Annotated in this window: 13 protein-coding genes; 3 read left to right on the top strand and 10 right to left on the bottom strand. The window is 70.0% G+C overall.

Annotated features, from left to right (window positions below):
- Positions 1–485 precede the first annotated feature (485 nt).
- The 5 genes from prpC to D0Y53_RS10905 form a co-directional block, all read right to left on the bottom strand.
- On the bottom strand, positions 486–1,637 hold the full coding sequence (gene prpC, locus D0Y53_RS10885; RefSeq protein ID WP_117203354.1) for a bifunctional 2-methylcitrate synthase/citrate synthase: 1,152 nt from the start codon (positions 1,635–1,637) through the stop codon (positions 486–488).
- 9 nt (positions 1,638–1,646) lie between these two features.
- Positions 1,647–2,528 carry a methylisocitrate lyase gene (gene prpB / locus D0Y53_RS10890; protein WP_117203355.1) on the bottom strand — a complete coding sequence of 294 codons (882 nt, stop codon included), beginning with the start codon at positions 2,526–2,528 and terminating at the stop codon, positions 1,647–1,649.
- A gap of 154 nt (positions 2,529–2,682) precedes the next feature.
- Positions 2,683–3,666: a malate dehydrogenase gene (locus D0Y53_RS10895; RefSeq protein WP_117203356.1), complete on the bottom strand. Its 984-nt coding sequence runs from the start codon at positions 3,664–3,666 to the stop codon at positions 2,683–2,685.
- A 111-nt stretch (positions 3,667–3,777) separates the two neighbouring features.
- Positions 3,778–4,983 carry a pyridoxal phosphate-dependent aminotransferase gene (locus tag D0Y53_RS10900; RefSeq protein ID WP_117203357.1) on the bottom strand — a complete coding sequence of 402 codons (1,206 nt, stop codon included), beginning with the start codon at positions 4,981–4,983 and terminating at the stop codon, positions 3,778–3,780.
- Positions 4,984–5,086: 103 nt separating this feature from the next.
- A complete protein-coding gene (locus tag D0Y53_RS10905) occupies positions 5,087–5,581 on the bottom strand; it encodes a peptidylprolyl isomerase (RefSeq protein WP_117203358.1) in 495 nt (164 codons plus the stop codon).
- 152 nt (positions 5,582–5,733) lie between these two features.
- On the opposite strand from D0Y53_RS10905, the gene typA reads away from it, so the two are divergent.
- From typA to D0Y53_RS10920, 3 genes are all read left to right on the top strand, one after another.
- On the top strand, positions 5,734–7,578 hold the full coding sequence (typA, locus tag D0Y53_RS10910; RefSeq protein ID WP_117203359.1) for a translational GTPase TypA: 1,845 nt from the start codon (positions 5,734–5,736) through the stop codon (positions 7,576–7,578).
- Positions 7,575–8,117: a DUF2127 domain-containing protein gene (locus D0Y53_RS10915; RefSeq protein WP_117203360.1), complete on the top strand. Its 543-nt coding sequence runs from the start codon at positions 7,575–7,577 to the stop codon at positions 8,115–8,117. The genes typA and D0Y53_RS10915 overlap by 4 nt, the downstream gene beginning before the upstream one ends.
- 82 nt (positions 8,118–8,199) lie before the next feature.
- Positions 8,200–9,837 (top strand): amidase, encoded by a 1,638-nt coding sequence (locus D0Y53_RS10920; RefSeq protein ID WP_117203361.1) that lies wholly within the window; start codon positions 8,200–8,202, stop codon positions 9,835–9,837.
- A gap of 9 nt (positions 9,838–9,846) precedes the next feature.
- Here the strand turns inward: D0Y53_RS10920 and D0Y53_RS10925 are convergent, their stop codons facing one another.
- The 5 genes from D0Y53_RS10925 to D0Y53_RS10945 form a co-directional block, all read right to left on the bottom strand.
- On the bottom strand, positions 9,847–10,875 hold the full coding sequence (locus D0Y53_RS10925) for a WD40/YVTN/BNR-like repeat-containing protein (protein WP_199492052.1): 1,029 nt from the start codon (positions 10,873–10,875) through the stop codon (positions 9,847–9,849).
- 50 nt (positions 10,876–10,925) lie between these two features.
- Complete coding sequence (locus D0Y53_RS10930; protein WP_117203362.1) at positions 10,926–12,320, bottom strand: class II 3-deoxy-7-phosphoheptulonate synthase; 1,395 nt, start codon at positions 12,318–12,320, stop codon at positions 10,926–10,928.
- 102 nt (positions 12,321–12,422) lie between these two features.
- Positions 12,423–12,926, bottom strand: coding sequence for a disulfide bond formation protein B (locus tag D0Y53_RS10935; protein ID WP_117203422.1), 504 nt, complete (start codon positions 12,924–12,926; stop codon positions 12,423–12,425).
- 185 nt (positions 12,927–13,111) lie between these two features.
- A complete protein-coding gene (gene rplQ / locus D0Y53_RS10940) occupies positions 13,112–13,486 on the bottom strand; it encodes a 50S ribosomal protein L17 (RefSeq protein WP_117203363.1) in 375 nt (124 codons plus the stop codon).
- Positions 13,487–13,776: 290 nt separating this feature from the next.
- Complete coding sequence (locus D0Y53_RS10945) at positions 13,777–14,775, bottom strand: DNA-directed RNA polymerase subunit alpha (RefSeq protein WP_117203364.1); 999 nt, start codon at positions 14,773–14,775, stop codon at positions 13,777–13,779.
- Positions 14,776–14,880: the final 105 nt, after the last annotated feature.

Raw genomic sequence — 14,880 nt, forward strand, 5'->3', positions numbered from 1 at the left:
TGGACCATGGATGGTCCACGACCCGACTTAAAGACAGGAGGTCGTCAGGAGGGCGCAGCACCCCCAGCCCGCCGGGCGGCGACTCCCTCCGAAGCCGATTTCCCAAGATCAGGCCATGAATAGTCTGCGGTCCGACTTGAAGACAGGACGTCGCCAGGAGGGCGCAGCATCCCCAGCCCGTCGGGCGGCGACTCCGTCTGAAGCCAATCTCCAGATTGCAGACGTGACGGTCCGTCAGGGCATGCATGGCCCGCGCCCCGACTTGAGGACGGGAGGTCGTGAGGAGGGCGCAGCACCTCCAGCCCGCCGGGCAGCGACTCCTGCGAAGCCGATCTCAAAAGGCCAGGCCACGACCCGAGGTCGGGCGCTAGGCATGGCCTGCGCCCCGACTGAAGACGCGACATCGTCAGCAGGGCGCAGATCCCCAAGTCGGGAAGCGAAGTCTTGCCGCCGCCCCCGCGCAGGCGGGAGCGGCAGCAGCGGGCTCAGCGCTTGTCGACCGGCACGTAGGCGCGGTCTTCGGGGCCGGTGTAGTTGGCGCTGGGGCGGATGATCTTGCCGTCCTCGCGCTGCTCGATCACGTGCGCGCTCCAGCCGGAGGTACGGGCGATCACGAACAGCGGCGTGAACAGCGGCGTGGGCACCCCGAGCATGTGGTAGGCCGAAGCGCTGTACCAGTCCAGGTTGGGGAACATCTTCTTGCTGTCCATCATCAGCGTCTCGATCCGCTCGGACACGTCGAACAGCAGCCGGTTGCCGCCATCCGCGCACAGCTTGCGCGAGATTTCCTTGATGATCGGATTGCGCGGATCGCCGACGGTGTAGACCGGATGGCCGAAGCCGATCACGATTTCCTTGCGCTCGATCCGCGCGCGGATGTCGGCCTCGGCCTCGTCCGGCGTCGCGTAGCGGCTGATGATGTCCATCGCCACCTCGTTGGCGCCGCCGTGCTTGGGCCCGCGCAGCGCGCCGATCGCGCCGGTGATGCAGGAATGCATGTCGCTGCCGGTGCCGGCGATCACCCGGGCGGTGAAGGTCGAGGCGTTGAACTCGTGCTCGGCGTACAGGATCAGCGACTTGTCCAGCGACTCGGCGTGCAGCTGCGACGGCGGCTGCCCGTGCAGCAGGTGCAGGAAGTGCGCGGCGATCGAGTCGTCGTCGGTCTCGCAGTCGATGCGGCGGCCGTTGCGGGTGAAATGCCACCAGTACAGCAGCATCGAGCCGAAGCTGGCCATCAGCCGATCGGCGATGTCGCGCGCCTCGCTGGCCGGGTGGCCGTCGCGCTCCGGCAGCACCGTGCCCAGCACCGAGCAGCCGGTGCGCAGCACGTCCATCGGATGGGCGTTGGCCGGCACCAGCTCCAGCGCCTCGGCGACAATGGCCGGCAGCCCGCGCAGGCGCTGCAGCTTGGCCTTGTAGGCCTTCAGCTGCGACACGGTCGGCAGCGCACCGTGCACCAGCAGGTGCGCGACCTCCTCGAAGCTCGACTGCGTGGCCAGGTCGTGGATGTCGTAGCCGCGGTAGTGCAGGTCGTTGCCGCTGCGGCCGACCGTGCACAGCGCGGTATTGCCGGCGGCGGTGCCGCTGAGGGCGACCGACTTCTTCGGCCTGGGCAGGGTGCTGGTAGCGTCGTTCATGGAATCCCCTTACTTCTTCTGCGCGAACAGCGCGTCGAGTTTGTCTTCGTAGGCGTGGTAGCCGAGGAAGTCGTAGAGTTCGTCCCGCGTCTGCAGGGTGCCGATGAGGTTTTTCTGCGTACCTTCGCGGCGCACGGTTTCGTAGAAATTCAGCGCGGCCTTGTTCATCGCGCGGTAGGCGCCGCAGCAATACAGGGCGATGTCGACGCCGGCGCCGCGCAGTTCGTCGGTGGTGAAGAACGGGGTGCTGCCGAACTCGGTCAGGTTGGCTAGGATCGGCACCCGCACCGCCGCCTTGAACTTGCGGTAATCGTCCAGCGTCTTCATCGCCTCCGGGAAGATCATGTCGGCGCCGGCCTCGACGTAGGCCACCGCACGCTCGATCGCGGCGTCGATGCCTTCCACCGCGGCCGCGTCGGTGCGCGCCATGATCACGAAGCCGGCGTCGCCGCGCGCGTCCACCGCGGCCTTGACCCGGTCGACCATCTCCTCAGCGGGCACCACTTCCTTGCCCGGGCGATGGCCGCAGCGCTTCTGCCCGACCTGGTCCTCCATGTGCACCGCGGCCACGCCGATGCGCTCGAAGCTGCGGATGGTGCGGGCGATGTTGAATGCCCCGCCCCAGCCGGTGTCGATGTCGACCAGCAGCGGCAAGCCAGTGGCGTCGACGATCCTGCGCGCGTCGGTGAGCACGTCCTCCATGGTCGAGATGCCCAGGTCCGGCACGCCCAGCGAATTGGCGGCCACGCCGCCGCCGGACAGGTACAGCGCCCTGTAGCCGACCCGCTTGGCCATCAGTCCGGCGTAGGCGGTGATCGCGCCCATCACCTGCAGCGGCGATTCTTCGCGGAGCGCGGCACGGAAACGGGCGCCGGCGGAGTGCTGTGACATGGTGACCTCTCGACTCGTCGTCCCCGCCGAGGCGGGATCCCGTGAACGTTGGCTACCGGGTACGGTGAAAAAACCCTGGATTCCCGCCTGCGCGGGAATGACGCGCAGGAAACGCAACGCGGCGAAGGCGGCCGTGGCCGCCTTCGCCGTCTGCCTACAGCAGGTGCGCCACGCCGGCGCGCTCTTCCTCCAGCTCGGCCAGGGTCTTGTCCATGCGCGCGCGGCTGAACTCGTCGATCGGCAGGCCCTGGACGCGGGTGTAGGTGCCGTTGGCGGTGGTCACCGGCACGCCGTAAATGATGCCTTCGGGAATGCCGTAGCTGCCATCCGAGGGCACGCCCATCGTCACCCACTTGCCGTTCGTCCCCAGCACCCAGTCGCGCACGTGGCCGATCGCGGCGTTGGCGGCCGAGGCGGCCGAGGACAGCCCGCGCGCCTCGATGATCGCGGCGCCGCGCTTGGCGACCGTCGGGATGAAGCTGTTCGCGTTCCAGTCGGCGTCGTCGATCCTGTCCTTCAGCGATGCGCCGCCGACGGTGGCGAAGCGGTAATCCGGATACATGGTCGAGCTGTGGTTGCCCCACACGACCAGATTCTCGATGTCGCCGACCGCGACGCCGGCCTTGACGGCGAGCTGGCTCAGCGCGCGGTTGTGGTCCAGGCGCAGCATGGCGGTGAAGTTCGCGGGCTTCAGGTCCGGCGCCGACTTCATCGCGATGTAGGCGTTGGTGTTGGCCGGGTTGCCGACCACCAGCACCTTGACGTCGCGCGAGGCGACCTTGTTCAGCGCCGCACCCTGGACGGTGAAGATCTTGGCGTTCTCCAGCAGCAGGTCCTTGCGCTCCATGCCCGGGCCGCGCGGGCGCGCGCCGACCAGCAGGGCGACGTCGGCGTCCTTGAACGCGACTTCCGGATCGTCGGTGCCGACCATCCCGGCCAGCAGCGGGAACGCGCAGTCCTCCAGCTCCATCATCACGCCGCGCAGCGCCGCCTGGGCCTTCTCCATCGGCAGCTCCAGCAGCTGCAGGATCACCGGCTGGTCCTTGCCCAGCATTTCGCCGGCGGCGATGCGGAACAGCAGGGCGTAGCCGATCTGGCCGGCAGCGCCGGTGACGGCGACACGGACGGGTTGTTTCATGGGGTCACTCCGGGATGCGGGATTGGAGATTCGGGATTCGTCAAAACAGGCTCACTGAGGGCCCGGGATCTTCCGAATCTCGAATCCCGAATCCCCATTCGCCGCTGGCCGTCAGCTCAGCTCGGCGAAGAACTCGCGGATGCGCTGCAGTCCCGGCGCCAGCTGCGGCGCCGGACAGGTGTAGCTGATGCGCAAGGCGCGCGGCTCGCCGAACGCCGAGCCCGGCACGCAGGCCACGCCCTTGGTTTCCAGCAGCGCATTGCACAGTTCGACATCGTTGCCGATCCGGGTGCCGCTGGGCGCGTGGGTCTTGCCGAAGGCGACGCTGACGTCGGGGAACACGTAGAACGCGCCCTGCGGCCGGGGGCAGACCACGCCCGGGATTGCGGCGAACGCGGCGACCACCTGGTCGCGCCGCGCCTGGAACTCGGCGCACCTAGCCTGCGGCACGTCCTGCGGCCCCGACAGCGCGGCGACCGCCGCGGCCGTGGTGATTTCCGGCAGGTTGGTGATGTGGTTGGAATTGAGCGTGACCACCGCCTTGGCGACCGACTCCGGCCCCGCCATGAACCCCACCCGCCAGCCCGGCATGCCGTAGGTCTTGGACAGCGAGTCGACGAAGATCACGCGCTCGCGCAGCCCCGGCCGGGCGTGCACGAAGTTGTGGTAGCCCACGCCGTCGAACACCATGCGGTTGTAGATGTCGTCGGTGATGACCCAGGTGTCCGGGTGCCTGGCGATCACATCGGCCAGCGCGGAGATCTCGGCCTTCGAATAGACCATGCCGGTCGGGTTGGACGGGTTGTTGAACAGGAACACGCGCGGCTTCTTCGCCAGCGCCGCATCCAGTTGCGCGGGCGTGAGCTTGTAGTCCTGCGACGCCGGGCACGGCAGCAGCTCGACGTTGGCGCCGAGGATCTCGGCGATGTCCAGGTAACTGGTCCAGTACGGCACCGGGAAGGCGATCGTGTCGCCCTCCTCCAGCAGCGCCTCGGCCAGGTTGTAGAGCACGTGCTTGGCGCCGATGCCGGTGGCGCAGTTGGCGCGGGTATAGCCGCTGAGGCCGACCTGCGCGATGTGCGCGAGGAAGGCGTCCAGCAGCGCGTCGGAGCCGCGATTGCTGCCGTACTGGCCGGAGTCGTGCGCCAGCGCGTCGCGCGCGGCGGCGTAGACGTGCTCGCCCGGCAGGAAGTTCGGCACGCCGATCGAGAAGCTGATGATGTCGCGGCCTTCGGCCTTCAGCCGCTTGGCGTTCTCGGCGACCTGCATGATCGCGCTGGGCTTGGCGCGACCGACGCGGCGAGCGAACTGGAGCATCGCGAAACCTCGGGAAAATGACGCTGGGAGACCCGAAATTTTAGCACAGCGGCTCCCGCAACCCGGGGAGCCGCCGTGCCGCGCGCGCCGGTCGCGCAGGCGTTCAGGCCGCCAGGATGCGGTTCCATTCGGCGACGCGGTCGGCCTTCGCCGCCAGCGCCGCGTCGGCATCGCCCTCGATCCGCACCGAGCGGATCAGGTCGCCCTGCTCGATCTTGTCGACCGCCTCCAGGCCTTCGAGCACCTTGCCGAACACGGTGTGCTTGCCGTCCAGCCACGGCGTGGCGACATGGGTGATGAAGAACTGGCTGCCGTTGGTGTTGGGGCCGGCGTTGGCCATCGACAGCACCCCGCGCTCGTGGCGGACGCCGTTGCCGGTCTCGTCCTCGAACCGGTAGCCCGGGCCGCCGCGCCCGGATCCCTCCGGACAGCCGCCCTGGATCATGAAATCGGGGATCACGCGGTGGAAATTGAGCCCGTCGTAGAAGCCGCGCCGGGCCAGGTTGACGAAATTGGCCACCGTCAGCGGGGCCTTGTCGGGGTACAGCTCGACCTTGATCGGGCCGCGATCGGTGTCGAAAAGGGCGGTGAGGGACATGGGGCGGACTCCTTGCGGTGGCCGGGATGCCGCGCGGGGTCGCGGGTCGCCGGGGGCGCGGAGTTTACCGTAGCCGGCGTGGGGTCAGGCCATGCCCGTATAATGTCCGGCTCCCTTTCCTCCGCCCCGCCGTGTCCCGGCGCGCATCCCCGATGTCCATCGAACGCCTCCGCAACATCGCCATCGTCGCCCACGTCGACCATGGCAAGACCACCCTGGTCGACCAGCTGCTCAAGCAGTCCGGCACTCTGGACGAGCGCGCCGCGGTCCCGGACCGGGTCATGGACAGCAACGACATCGAGAAGGAACGCGGCATCACCATCCTCTCCAAGAACACCGCGATCCGCTGGACCGACCGCGACGGCCAGGTCTGGCGTATCAACATCGTCGACACCCCCGGGCACGCCGATTTCGGCGGCGAGGTCGAGCGGGTGCTGTCGATGGTCGACTCGGTGCTGATCCTGGTCGACGCCATGGACGGGCCGATGCCGCAGACGCGCTTCGTCACCCAGAAGGCGTTCGCGATGGGCTTCAAGCCGATCGTGGTGATCAACAAGGTCGATCGCCCGGGCGCGCGCCCGAGCTGGGTGCTGGACCAGACCTTCGACCTGTTCGACCGGCTCGGCGCCAACGACGAACAGCTCGATTTCCACACCGTGTACGCCTCCGGCCTGCAGGGCTATGCCGGGCTCAGCGAGGACGTGCGCGAAGGCGACATGACTCCGCTGTTCGAGGCGATCTGCCAGCACGTGTCGCCACCGCCGGTGGACCCGGACGGCCCGTTCCAGATGCGCGTGACCTCGCTGGACTACAACAACTACGTCGGCGTGATCGGCGTGGGCCGCATCCAGCGCGGCACGGTGCACACCAACATGCCGGTGACGGTGGTGTCCGCCGACGGCAGGACCCGCAACGCCAAGGTGCTGCAGGTGCTCGGCTTCATGGGCCTGGAGCGGGTGGAGGTGGCGGAAGCCAGCGCCGGCGACATCATCGCCTTCAGCGGCATCGAGGGCCTGGGCATCTCCGACACCCTCTGCGATCCGTCCGCGGTCGAGCAGCTGCCGGTGCTGACGGTCGACGAGCCGACCATCTCGATGACCTTCCAGGTCAACGACTCGCCGTTCGCGGGGGTCAAGGAGCGCAGCGGCGGCAAGTTCCTGACTTCGCGCCAGCTGCGCGACCGCCTGGTCCGCGAGACCGCGCACAACGTCGCGCTCAAGGTCGAGGACACCGCCGATGCCGACAAGTTCAAGGTCTCCGGCCGCGGCGAGCTGCACCTGTCGATCCTGATCGAGAACATGCGCCGCGAGGGCTACGAGCTGGCCGTGTCGCGCCCGGAGGTGATCATCCGCGAGATCGACGGCGTGCTGCAGGAGCCGTACGAGTCGCTGGTGGTCGACCTGGAGGAGCAGTTCCAGGGCGGCGTGATGGGGCGGCTGGGCGAGCGTCGCGCGCTGCTGCAGACCATGGAGCCCGACGGCAAGGGCCGCGTGCGCCTGGACTACCTGATCCCGGCGCGCGGGCTGATCGGCTTCCAGACCGAGTTCCGTACCCTCACCGCCGGCACCGGCCTGCTGTTCCACGTGTTCGACCACTACCGGCCGAGGGCCGAGGGCGCGATCGGCCAGCGCCAGAACGGCGTGCTGATCTCCAACGGCACCGGCAGCTCGCCGGCCTATGCGCAGATCGCGATGCAGGAGCGCGGGCGGCTGTTCATCGAGCCGGGCGAGGAGATCTACGAGGGCCAGATCGTCGGCATCCACTCCAAGGACAACGACCTCACCGTCAACGCCCTGCGCGGCAAGCAGCTGACCAACTTCCGCGCCGCCGGCAAGGACGACGACGAAGGCCTGATCCCGCCGATCCGGCTGTCGCTGGAGCAGGCGCTGGAATTCATCGACGACGACGAACTGGTCGAGGTCACGCCGCGGGCGATCCGCCTGCGCAAGAAGCACCGCACCGAAGTCGACCGCAAGCGCGCATCGCGGGCGGCATGACCGCCCCGGGCGCCCCGGTGCGCGAGGCCGCGCGCAGCCCGCGCCCGGGCGTGGACTACCCGCCGACGGACCCGCGGCATCCGCATTACAACCCCGATCCGCACGCGCATCCGGGACTGCATGCCATCGCCCTGGTCGAAGGCGCCAAGGGCCTGCTGGCGGTGCTCGCCGCCAGCGGTCTGGAGCTGCTGGGGCCGGCCCCGCTGCGGCGCTGGGTGCGGGCGCTGATCGAACGTTTCCACCTGGATCCGCGGGACGGCACGCTGGCGTTGTTCGCGCGCCAGATCAACCCCGATGCGGTGCACCTGGCGGCCGCGGCCATCCTGGCCTACGGCCTGCTGCATCTGCTCGAAGCCTGGGGCCTGTGGCACGCGCGGGCGTGGGCCTCGTGGCTGGGCTGCATCGCCGCTTCGCTGTACCTGCCGCTGGACTTGTACGCGTTGTGGGGACACCCGGGCTGGCCGGCGCTGGCGGTGCTGGCGATCAACCTGCTGATCGTGTGGGTGCTGGCGCGCGACCTGCTGCGGCGCCGCTACTAGCCGCCCGCGACTTGCCTGCGGCGGCGTCCGGCGGGATGCTGTCGGCCTCGCGGTCGCCGCACCGCACACGGGGAAAAACGTCATGCGCTGCAAACCGTTGCTGCTGGCGCTGCTGCTGCCGCTCGCTCCCGCGCTCGCCGGCTCCGCGCCGCCACCGCGCGCGCAGGCAGCGATCGCGTCCGCCGATGCGGAACCGTCCGATATCGCGGAAAGCGACATCGCCGCCCTGCAGGCACGACTGCGCGACGGCAGCCTGAGCAGCCGCGCCCTCACCCGGGCCTACCTCGACCGCATCGCCGCGATCGACGCCGCCGGTCCCACGCTCAACGCGGTGATCGAACTCAACCCGGATGCGCTCGCCGACGCCGATGCCCGCGACGCCGAACGCAAGGCCGGCCAGTCGCGCGGCCCGCTGCACGGGATCCCGGTACTGCTCAAGGACAACATCGACGCCACGCCGATGGTCAACTCCGCAGGCTCGCTGGCGCTGGCCGAGCACCGGCCGCAGGCCGACGCCTTCCTGGTGCAGCGCCTGCGCGCGGCCGGCGCGGTGATCCTGGGCAAGACCAACCTCAGCGAGTGGGCCAACTTCCGCTCCAACCGTTCCAGCTCGGGCTGGAGCGGACGCGGCGGACAGACCCGCAACCCGTACGTGCTGGACCGCAATCCCTGCGGCTCCAGCTCCGGTACCGGCAGCGCGATCGCGGCCGGCCTGGCCGCGGTCGGGGTCGGCACCGAAACCGACGGCAGCGTGATCTGCCCGGCGGCGATGACCGGGCTGGTCGGGATCAAGCCGACGCTGGGGCTGGTGAGCCGCAGCGGCGTCATCCCGCTGGCGCACTCGCAGGACACCGCCGGGCCGATGACGCGCACCGTGGCCGACGCCGCGATCCTGCTGACCGCGCTGGCCGGCAGCGATCCGGCGGATGCGGCCACGGCCCCGGCGGCGGCGCATGCGACCGACTACACCGCGTTCCTCAAGCCCGGGGCGCTGGCCGGCAAGCGCATCGGCGTGGTGCGCAAGCTCGCCGGCCTGGAACCCAATGCCGACCGCGTGCTGGAGCAGGCCATCGCGGTGCTCAAGGCGCAGGGCGCGGTGATCGTCGACCCGGTCGAGGTACCCAACATCGACGCCCTCGGCGACGACGAGTTCACCGTGCTGCTGTACGAGTTCAAGCACGACATCGCCGCCTACCTGGCGCAAGCCGATGCGCCGGTGAAGACGCTGGCGGACCTGATCGCCTTCAACCGGGCGCATGCCGCGCAGGAAATGCCGTGGTTCGGGCAGGAACTGTTCGAGCAGGCGCAGGCCAAGGGCCCGCTGAGCGACCGCGCCTACCTGGACGCACTGGCGCGGGCGCAGCGCCGCGCCGGCCCGGAAGGCATCGATGCGGCGCTGCAGGCGCACCGTCTCGACGCCTTGCTGGCGCCGTCGTGGGGCCCCGCCTTCCCCACCGACCCGGTGCTCGGCGACCATGTCGTCAGCGGCGACCCGACCATCGGCGGCGTCTCGCAGCTGACCTCGGTCGCGGGCTATCCCTCGATCACGGTCCCGGCGGGGTTCGCCCACGAGCTGCCGATCGGGATCGTGTTCATGGGCGCGGCCTGGAGCGAACCGACGTTGATCGCGATCGCCTACGGGTTCGAGCAGGCCACGCAGGCGCGCCAGCCACCACGGTTCCTGCCGACACTGGACCTGCGCCAACCGCCGGCGCAGTGACGCAGGCGCTCAGTCGCTGAACTCGATGCGGGCAATCCGGCCCGCATCGCCGCTGGCCCAGCCGACGCCGCCGGCGAAATCGACGGCGTCGTAGCCGGTCTCCGACACACCGCGCCAGGCGCCGTCGACCAGCGCATCCACGCCGCTGGGGCCGACCGCGACGCAGCGTGCATCGCCCGCGCCTGCGCAGGCTGCACCGGATCGGTAACCGCGCGGCGCCGGCAACGCTTCGACCGTCATGCCGTGGCCGTCGACGAAGCGCACCCGCGCCGCGCTGCCCGCAGCCGCCTCGTGCTCGAAGTCGCCGCCGACCAGCAGCATGTCCTCGCCCATCGGTGTGGCGGAAAAGAGGCCCGCGGCCGGCACCCGCGACGGCAGGCCGCTGTCCACGGCCCACCATTCGCGCTGTCCGGAATCGCCCAGGTACACGCGCGCCGCGCCGCCGCCGCTGACCGCAAGCTGTTCGCCCCAGGGCGTGGGTGCGATGCAGGTGCCGCTGGCGGCGAACGCGGCTTCATCGGCCCGTGCCTGCGGCATGCGGGTTTCCTGCAAGCGCCAGCTGCGCCCGCCATCGGCGCTGGCATAGATTTGGAAGCGGCCGTCGACCGGGTCGCCCAGCAGCCAGCCGCGCTCGCCCCGGAACGCCATGCAATCGAAGAACGCGCGCGGGTCGTCGTTCTGCAGCGTCAGCGACCAGCTCTTGCCGCCGTCCTCGGTGCGATAGACGCGCGAGGCCGCGCCCGGGCCGATGCTCAGCACCACCGCGGTGTCGGCGTCGAAACCCTCGATATCGCGGAAATCGAGCGCGCCGGCGCCCGGCACCTCGAGCGCGCGCCAGTGCGCGCCGCCGTCGATGGTGCGCAGGACCGTGCCCTCGCGGCCGCTGGCCCAAGCCACATCGGCATCGACCGCGGAAATCCCGCGCAGGCGCACCTCCACGCCGCTGTCCTGCGGCAGGATGCGGACCGCCTCCCCGGCACGGGCGGCGCCGGCGGCGAACAGTGTGGCGACCAGCAGCAGGATCGGCATCGGGGACATGGCGCGCTCCGGGCGGGACCGCATCGAACCTGGCATGCGCCGGCGGCGGATCAGGTCGATGCCGGCGCGGCCAGTTGCGCCTGCTTGCGTACGATGAGCATCGCGATCTCCAGCGCCTGCTCGTAGTTCAGGCGCGGATCCACGGTGGAGCGGTAAGCGCGCGCCAGGTCGGCATCGGTCAAGGCGCGCGCGCCGCCGGTGCACTCGGTGACGTCCTCGCCGGTCAGCTCCAGGTGCACGCCGCCCAGCCGGGTGCCGGCCGCCGCGTGCAGCTCGAAAGCCTGCTCGAGCTCGCTGCGGATGTTGGCGAAACGGCGGGTCTTGTAGCCGTTGCTGGTGACCTCGGTGTTGCCGTGCATCGGGTCGCAGACCCACAGCACGCGGCGCCCGTCGCGGCGCAGCGCGTCGAGCAACGGCGGCAGCTTGTTCGCGACCTGCGTCGCGCCCATGCGGTGGATCAGCGTCAGCCGTCCGGCCTCGTCGTCGGGGTTGAGCACGTCGACCAGGCGCAGCAGCTGTTCCGGCGCCACCGACGGCCCGACCTTGAGCGCGACCGGATTGCGGATGCCGCGCAGGTACTCCACGTGCGCCCCGTCCGCCGCGGCGGTGCGCATGCCGACCCACGGGAAATGCGTGCCCAGGTTGAACCAGCCCCACTGCCGCGGCACCTGCCGCGTCTGCGCTTCCTCGTACGGCAGCAGCAGCGCTTCGTGCGAGGTGTAGAAGTCGACCCGGTCGAGGTTGTTCACCGCGTTGCCGGACAGGGTCTCCATGAAGCGCACCGCATCGCCGATGCCGACGACCATGCGCCGGTATTCGTCGGCCAGCGGCGAATGCCCGACCCAGTCCAGGTTCCAGTATTCGGGATGATGCAAGTCGGCGAAGCCGCCGTCGATCAGCGCACGCACGAAGTTCATGGTCATCGCCGAACGCGCGTGCGCCCTGATCATGCGCTGCGGGTCCGGCGTGCGCGCCCGCGCGTCGAACTCCGGCGCGTTGACGATGTCGCCGCGATAGCTGGGCAGGGTCGTGCCGTCGACGGTTTCGGTGTCGAGCGAGCGCGGCTTGGCGTACTGCCCGGCAAAACGGCCCACGCGCACCACCGGCAGATGCAGGCCGTGCACCAGCACCAGGCTCATCTGCAGCAGCACCTTGAGCCGGTTGGAAATCACATCGGGACTGCAGTCGCCGAAGTTCTCGGCGCAATCCCCGCCCTGCAGCAGGAAGCGCCGGCCGTCCTGCGCCTCGGCCAGGCGCTGCTTGAGCGCGAGGATCTCCCAGGAGGTCACCAGCGGCGGCAACGCGCGCAGTTCCGCCAGCGTTTCCTGCAGCGCGCGGGCATCCGGATACGCCGGCAGTTGCGTGGACGGGCGCGCGCGCCAGGATTCCGGCGCCCAGCCTGCGTCGAGGTTCACGGATTGCAGGTTGCGATCTGGGCCGGGCATGGACGGTTTCTGTTGGCGGCGATGCGGCCGTTCATCATCGCGCCGGCATGGTGCCGCCGCAACCGCGACCGTGGAAAGCCCGCGCGGGCCCGCAGGCCGCCTTCAACGCTGCCGGCGGAACATCGTCGCCGCGACCCATGCCGCGAGCAGCACGAACCAGAGCAGGCTCCACTCCGGCATCGACAGCCCGAGCAGCGTCCAGTCGACCGCCGCGCACTCGCCCGAGCCGGTCAGCACGGTGCGGATCACGCCGGCGACCGGCATCGCCTCCAGCAGGTAATCCAGCCCCGGACCGCACATCGGCACCTGGTCGGGCGGCAGGTGCTGCAACCAGACGTGGCGGCCGGCGATGGCGAGGCCGGTCAGCGCAGCGAGCAGCGCCAGCACGCCGTAGGCGCGCCGGCCCCCGTCGCCGCGCGGCGCATGCAGGCCCGCGATCAGCAGCACCAGTGCGAGCGCGGCGAACGCCACGCGCTGGAAGATGCACAGCGGGCACGGTTGCAGTCCGTCGACCAGTTGCGCGTAGAGGGCGTAGGCGATCAGGGCCGCGCACACGGCAAAACCCGCCAGGCAGCGGGCGCGGAAAGACCAGCGGAGGGGATTCATCGTCATGCCGTGCACGATAATGGCCGCGGCCCGGCTTGGAAAGCCGCGACCGCGGCCGGATCGGCCGCGCTTCCGCGCGCAGCGCGGCAGGCGGCGCGCGGCGCGGCCACGGTCGGCCCGCCCCACAACGCGAAACCCCGGCGCGGGCCGGGGTTTCGGCAGACAGGGACGACGCGAGGGGCTTGTTATTCGGCAGCGGCCTGCGGCCGATCGACCAGTTCCACGTACGCCATCGGCGCGTTGTCGCCGGCACGGAAACCGCACTTGAGGATGCGCAGGTAGCCGCCCGGGCGGGTGCTGTAGCGCGGGCCGAGCACGGTGAACAGGGTACCGACCGCCTCCTTGTCGCGCAGGCGGGTGAACGCCAGGCGGCGGTTGGCGACGCCATCGGTCTTGGCCAGCGTGATCAGCGGCTCGGCGACCCGCCGCAGCTCCTTGGCCTTGGGCAGGGTGGTGCGGATCAGGCCGTGCTTGATCAGCGAGGCGGCCATGTTCTCGAACATCGCCTGGCGATGCGCGCTGGTGCGGCTGAACTTGCGTCCGGATTTCTGGTGGCGCATGGCTTGGATTCCTGGTGAATGTTGAAATCGTTGAACTTCGCTGTCGCCGTCGTGGCGTTGGAACTGCGGACTGCGCTGGTCCTGGCCGACCCTCCGTGGGCGGCGCACCGCGGGCCTTGGGCCCGTCGGCGTGGTATCGCTTCGCTGCCTCCGGGTCCGTGGCAGCCTGCCCTGGATCCGATGCTTCGGCTTCGGCTACGACATCGCAGTCGAAGTCTGGTACCCCTGCCCGGCGCAGTACGCCGGGCGTTCGCCCAGGCGCGCGGCAATGCCGCGCAAGCGGCCCGGGCTTACCCCATCATGCCGTGCGAGGCGATGCCCGCCGGCGGCCAGTTCTCCAGTTTCATGCCGAGCGAGAGGCCGCGCTGGGCGAGCACTTCCTTGATCTCGGTGAGCGACTTCTTGCCCAGGTTCGGGGTCTTCAGCAACTCGACCTCGGTCTTCTGGATCAGGTCGCCGATGTAGTAGATGCTCTCGGCCTTGAGGCAGTTGGCCGAGCGCACGGTCAGTTCCAGGTCGTCGATCGGGCGCAGCAGCACCGGGTCGACGCCGGCGGCGGTCGGCTTGGCCGCGCCGCGGTCGCGGTGGGTGAAGTCGCCGAACACCGACAGCTGGTCGCTGAGGATGTCGGCGGCGGTGCGCACGGCTTCCTCGGCGTCGATGGTGCCGTTGGTCTCGATGTCGAGCACCAGCTTGTCCAGGTCGGTGCGCTGTTCCACGCGCGCGGCTTCCACCGCGTAGGCGACGCGGCGCACCGGCGAGAACGAGGCGTCCAGCATCAGCCGGCCGATCGCGCGGGTTTCCTCGTCGGGCTTGCGGCGGGCCGCGGCCGGCTGGTAGCCGAAGCCGCGCTCGATCTTGAGCCGCATGTTCAGCGCCGTGTCCTTGGTCAGGTGCGCGACGACGTGCTCGGGGTTGAGGATCTCGACGTTGTGGTCGGTCTTGATGTCGCCGGCGGTGACCACGCCCGGGCCCTGCCTGGACAGGCTCAGGGTCGAGCTGTCGCCGGTGCCCATGCGGATGGCGATGTCCTTGAGGTTGAGCAGCACCTCGAGCACGTCTTCCTGCAGGCCTTCGATGGTGCTGTATTCGTGCAGCACGCCGTCGATCTCGACCTCGGTGATGGCGAAGCCGGGGATCGAGGACAGCAGCACGCGGCGCAGCGCGTTGCCCAGGGTATGGCCGTAGCCGCGCTCCAGCGGTTCGATCACGACCTTCGCGCGGTTGCCGGCGAGGCGTTCGATCTGGGGGCCGCGCGGACGCAGGACTTGGTTGGCGGTAACCGTCATGTTTGCAGCGTCTCCAAATATTCCGGCGCTTGGGGTGGGCGCCGGCTTGCAGCTCTTGCTGCCCTCCGGGCGGGAGGGCGGCCGGTGTCCGCAGGGCGGGCCGGC

The sequence above is a fragment of the Cognatiluteimonas weifangensis genome (assembly GCF_003416885.1).
GTDB lineage: Bacteria > Pseudomonadota > Gammaproteobacteria > Xanthomonadales > Xanthomonadaceae > Cognatiluteimonas > Cognatiluteimonas weifangensis.

Coding starts and splice junctions, on each gene's coding strand:
- D0Y53_RS10920 (WP_117203361.1), top strand. CDS start 8,200: ATGCGCTGCAAACCGTTGCTGCTGGCGCTGCTGCTGCCGCTCGCTCCC.
- D0Y53_RS10930 (WP_117203362.1), bottom strand. CDS start 12,320: ATGCCCGGCCCAGATCGCAACCTGCAATCCGTGAACCTCGACGCAGGC.
- prpC (WP_117203354.1), bottom strand. CDS start 1,637: ATGAACGACGCTACCAGCACCCTGCCCAGGCCGAAGAAGTCGGTCGCC.
- rplQ (WP_117203363.1), bottom strand. CDS start 13,486: ATGCGCCACCAGAAATCCGGACGCAAGTTCAGCCGCACCAGCGCGCAT.
- D0Y53_RS10900 (WP_117203357.1), bottom strand. CDS start 4,983: ATGCTCCAGTTCGCTCGCCGCGTCGGTCGCGCCAAGCCCAGCGCGATC.
- prpB (WP_117203355.1), bottom strand. CDS start 2,528: ATGTCACAGCACTCCGCCGGCGCCCGTTTCCGTGCCGCGCTCCGCGAA.
- D0Y53_RS10935 (WP_117203422.1), bottom strand. CDS start 12,926: ATGAATCCCCTCCGCTGGTCTTTCCGCGCCCGCTGCCTGGCGGGTTTT.
- D0Y53_RS10945 (WP_117203364.1), bottom strand. CDS start 14,775: ATGACGGTTACCGCCAACCAAGTCCTGCGTCCGCGCGGCCCCCAGATC.
- D0Y53_RS10905 (WP_117203358.1), bottom strand. CDS start 5,581: ATGTCCCTCACCGCCCTTTTCGACACCGATCGCGGCCCGATCAAGGTC.
- D0Y53_RS10925 (WP_199492052.1), bottom strand. CDS start 10,875: ATGTCCCCGATGCCGATCCTGCTGCTGGTCGCCACACTGTTCGCCGCC.
- D0Y53_RS10895 (WP_117203356.1), bottom strand. CDS start 3,666: ATGAAACAACCCGTCCGTGTCGCCGTCACCGGCGCTGCCGGCCAGATC.
- typA (WP_117203359.1), top strand. CDS start 5,734: ATGTCCATCGAACGCCTCCGCAACATCGCCATCGTCGCCCACGTCGAC.
- D0Y53_RS10915 (WP_117203360.1), top strand. CDS start 7,575: ATGACCGCCCCGGGCGCCCCGGTGCGCGAGGCCGCGCGCAGCCCGCGC.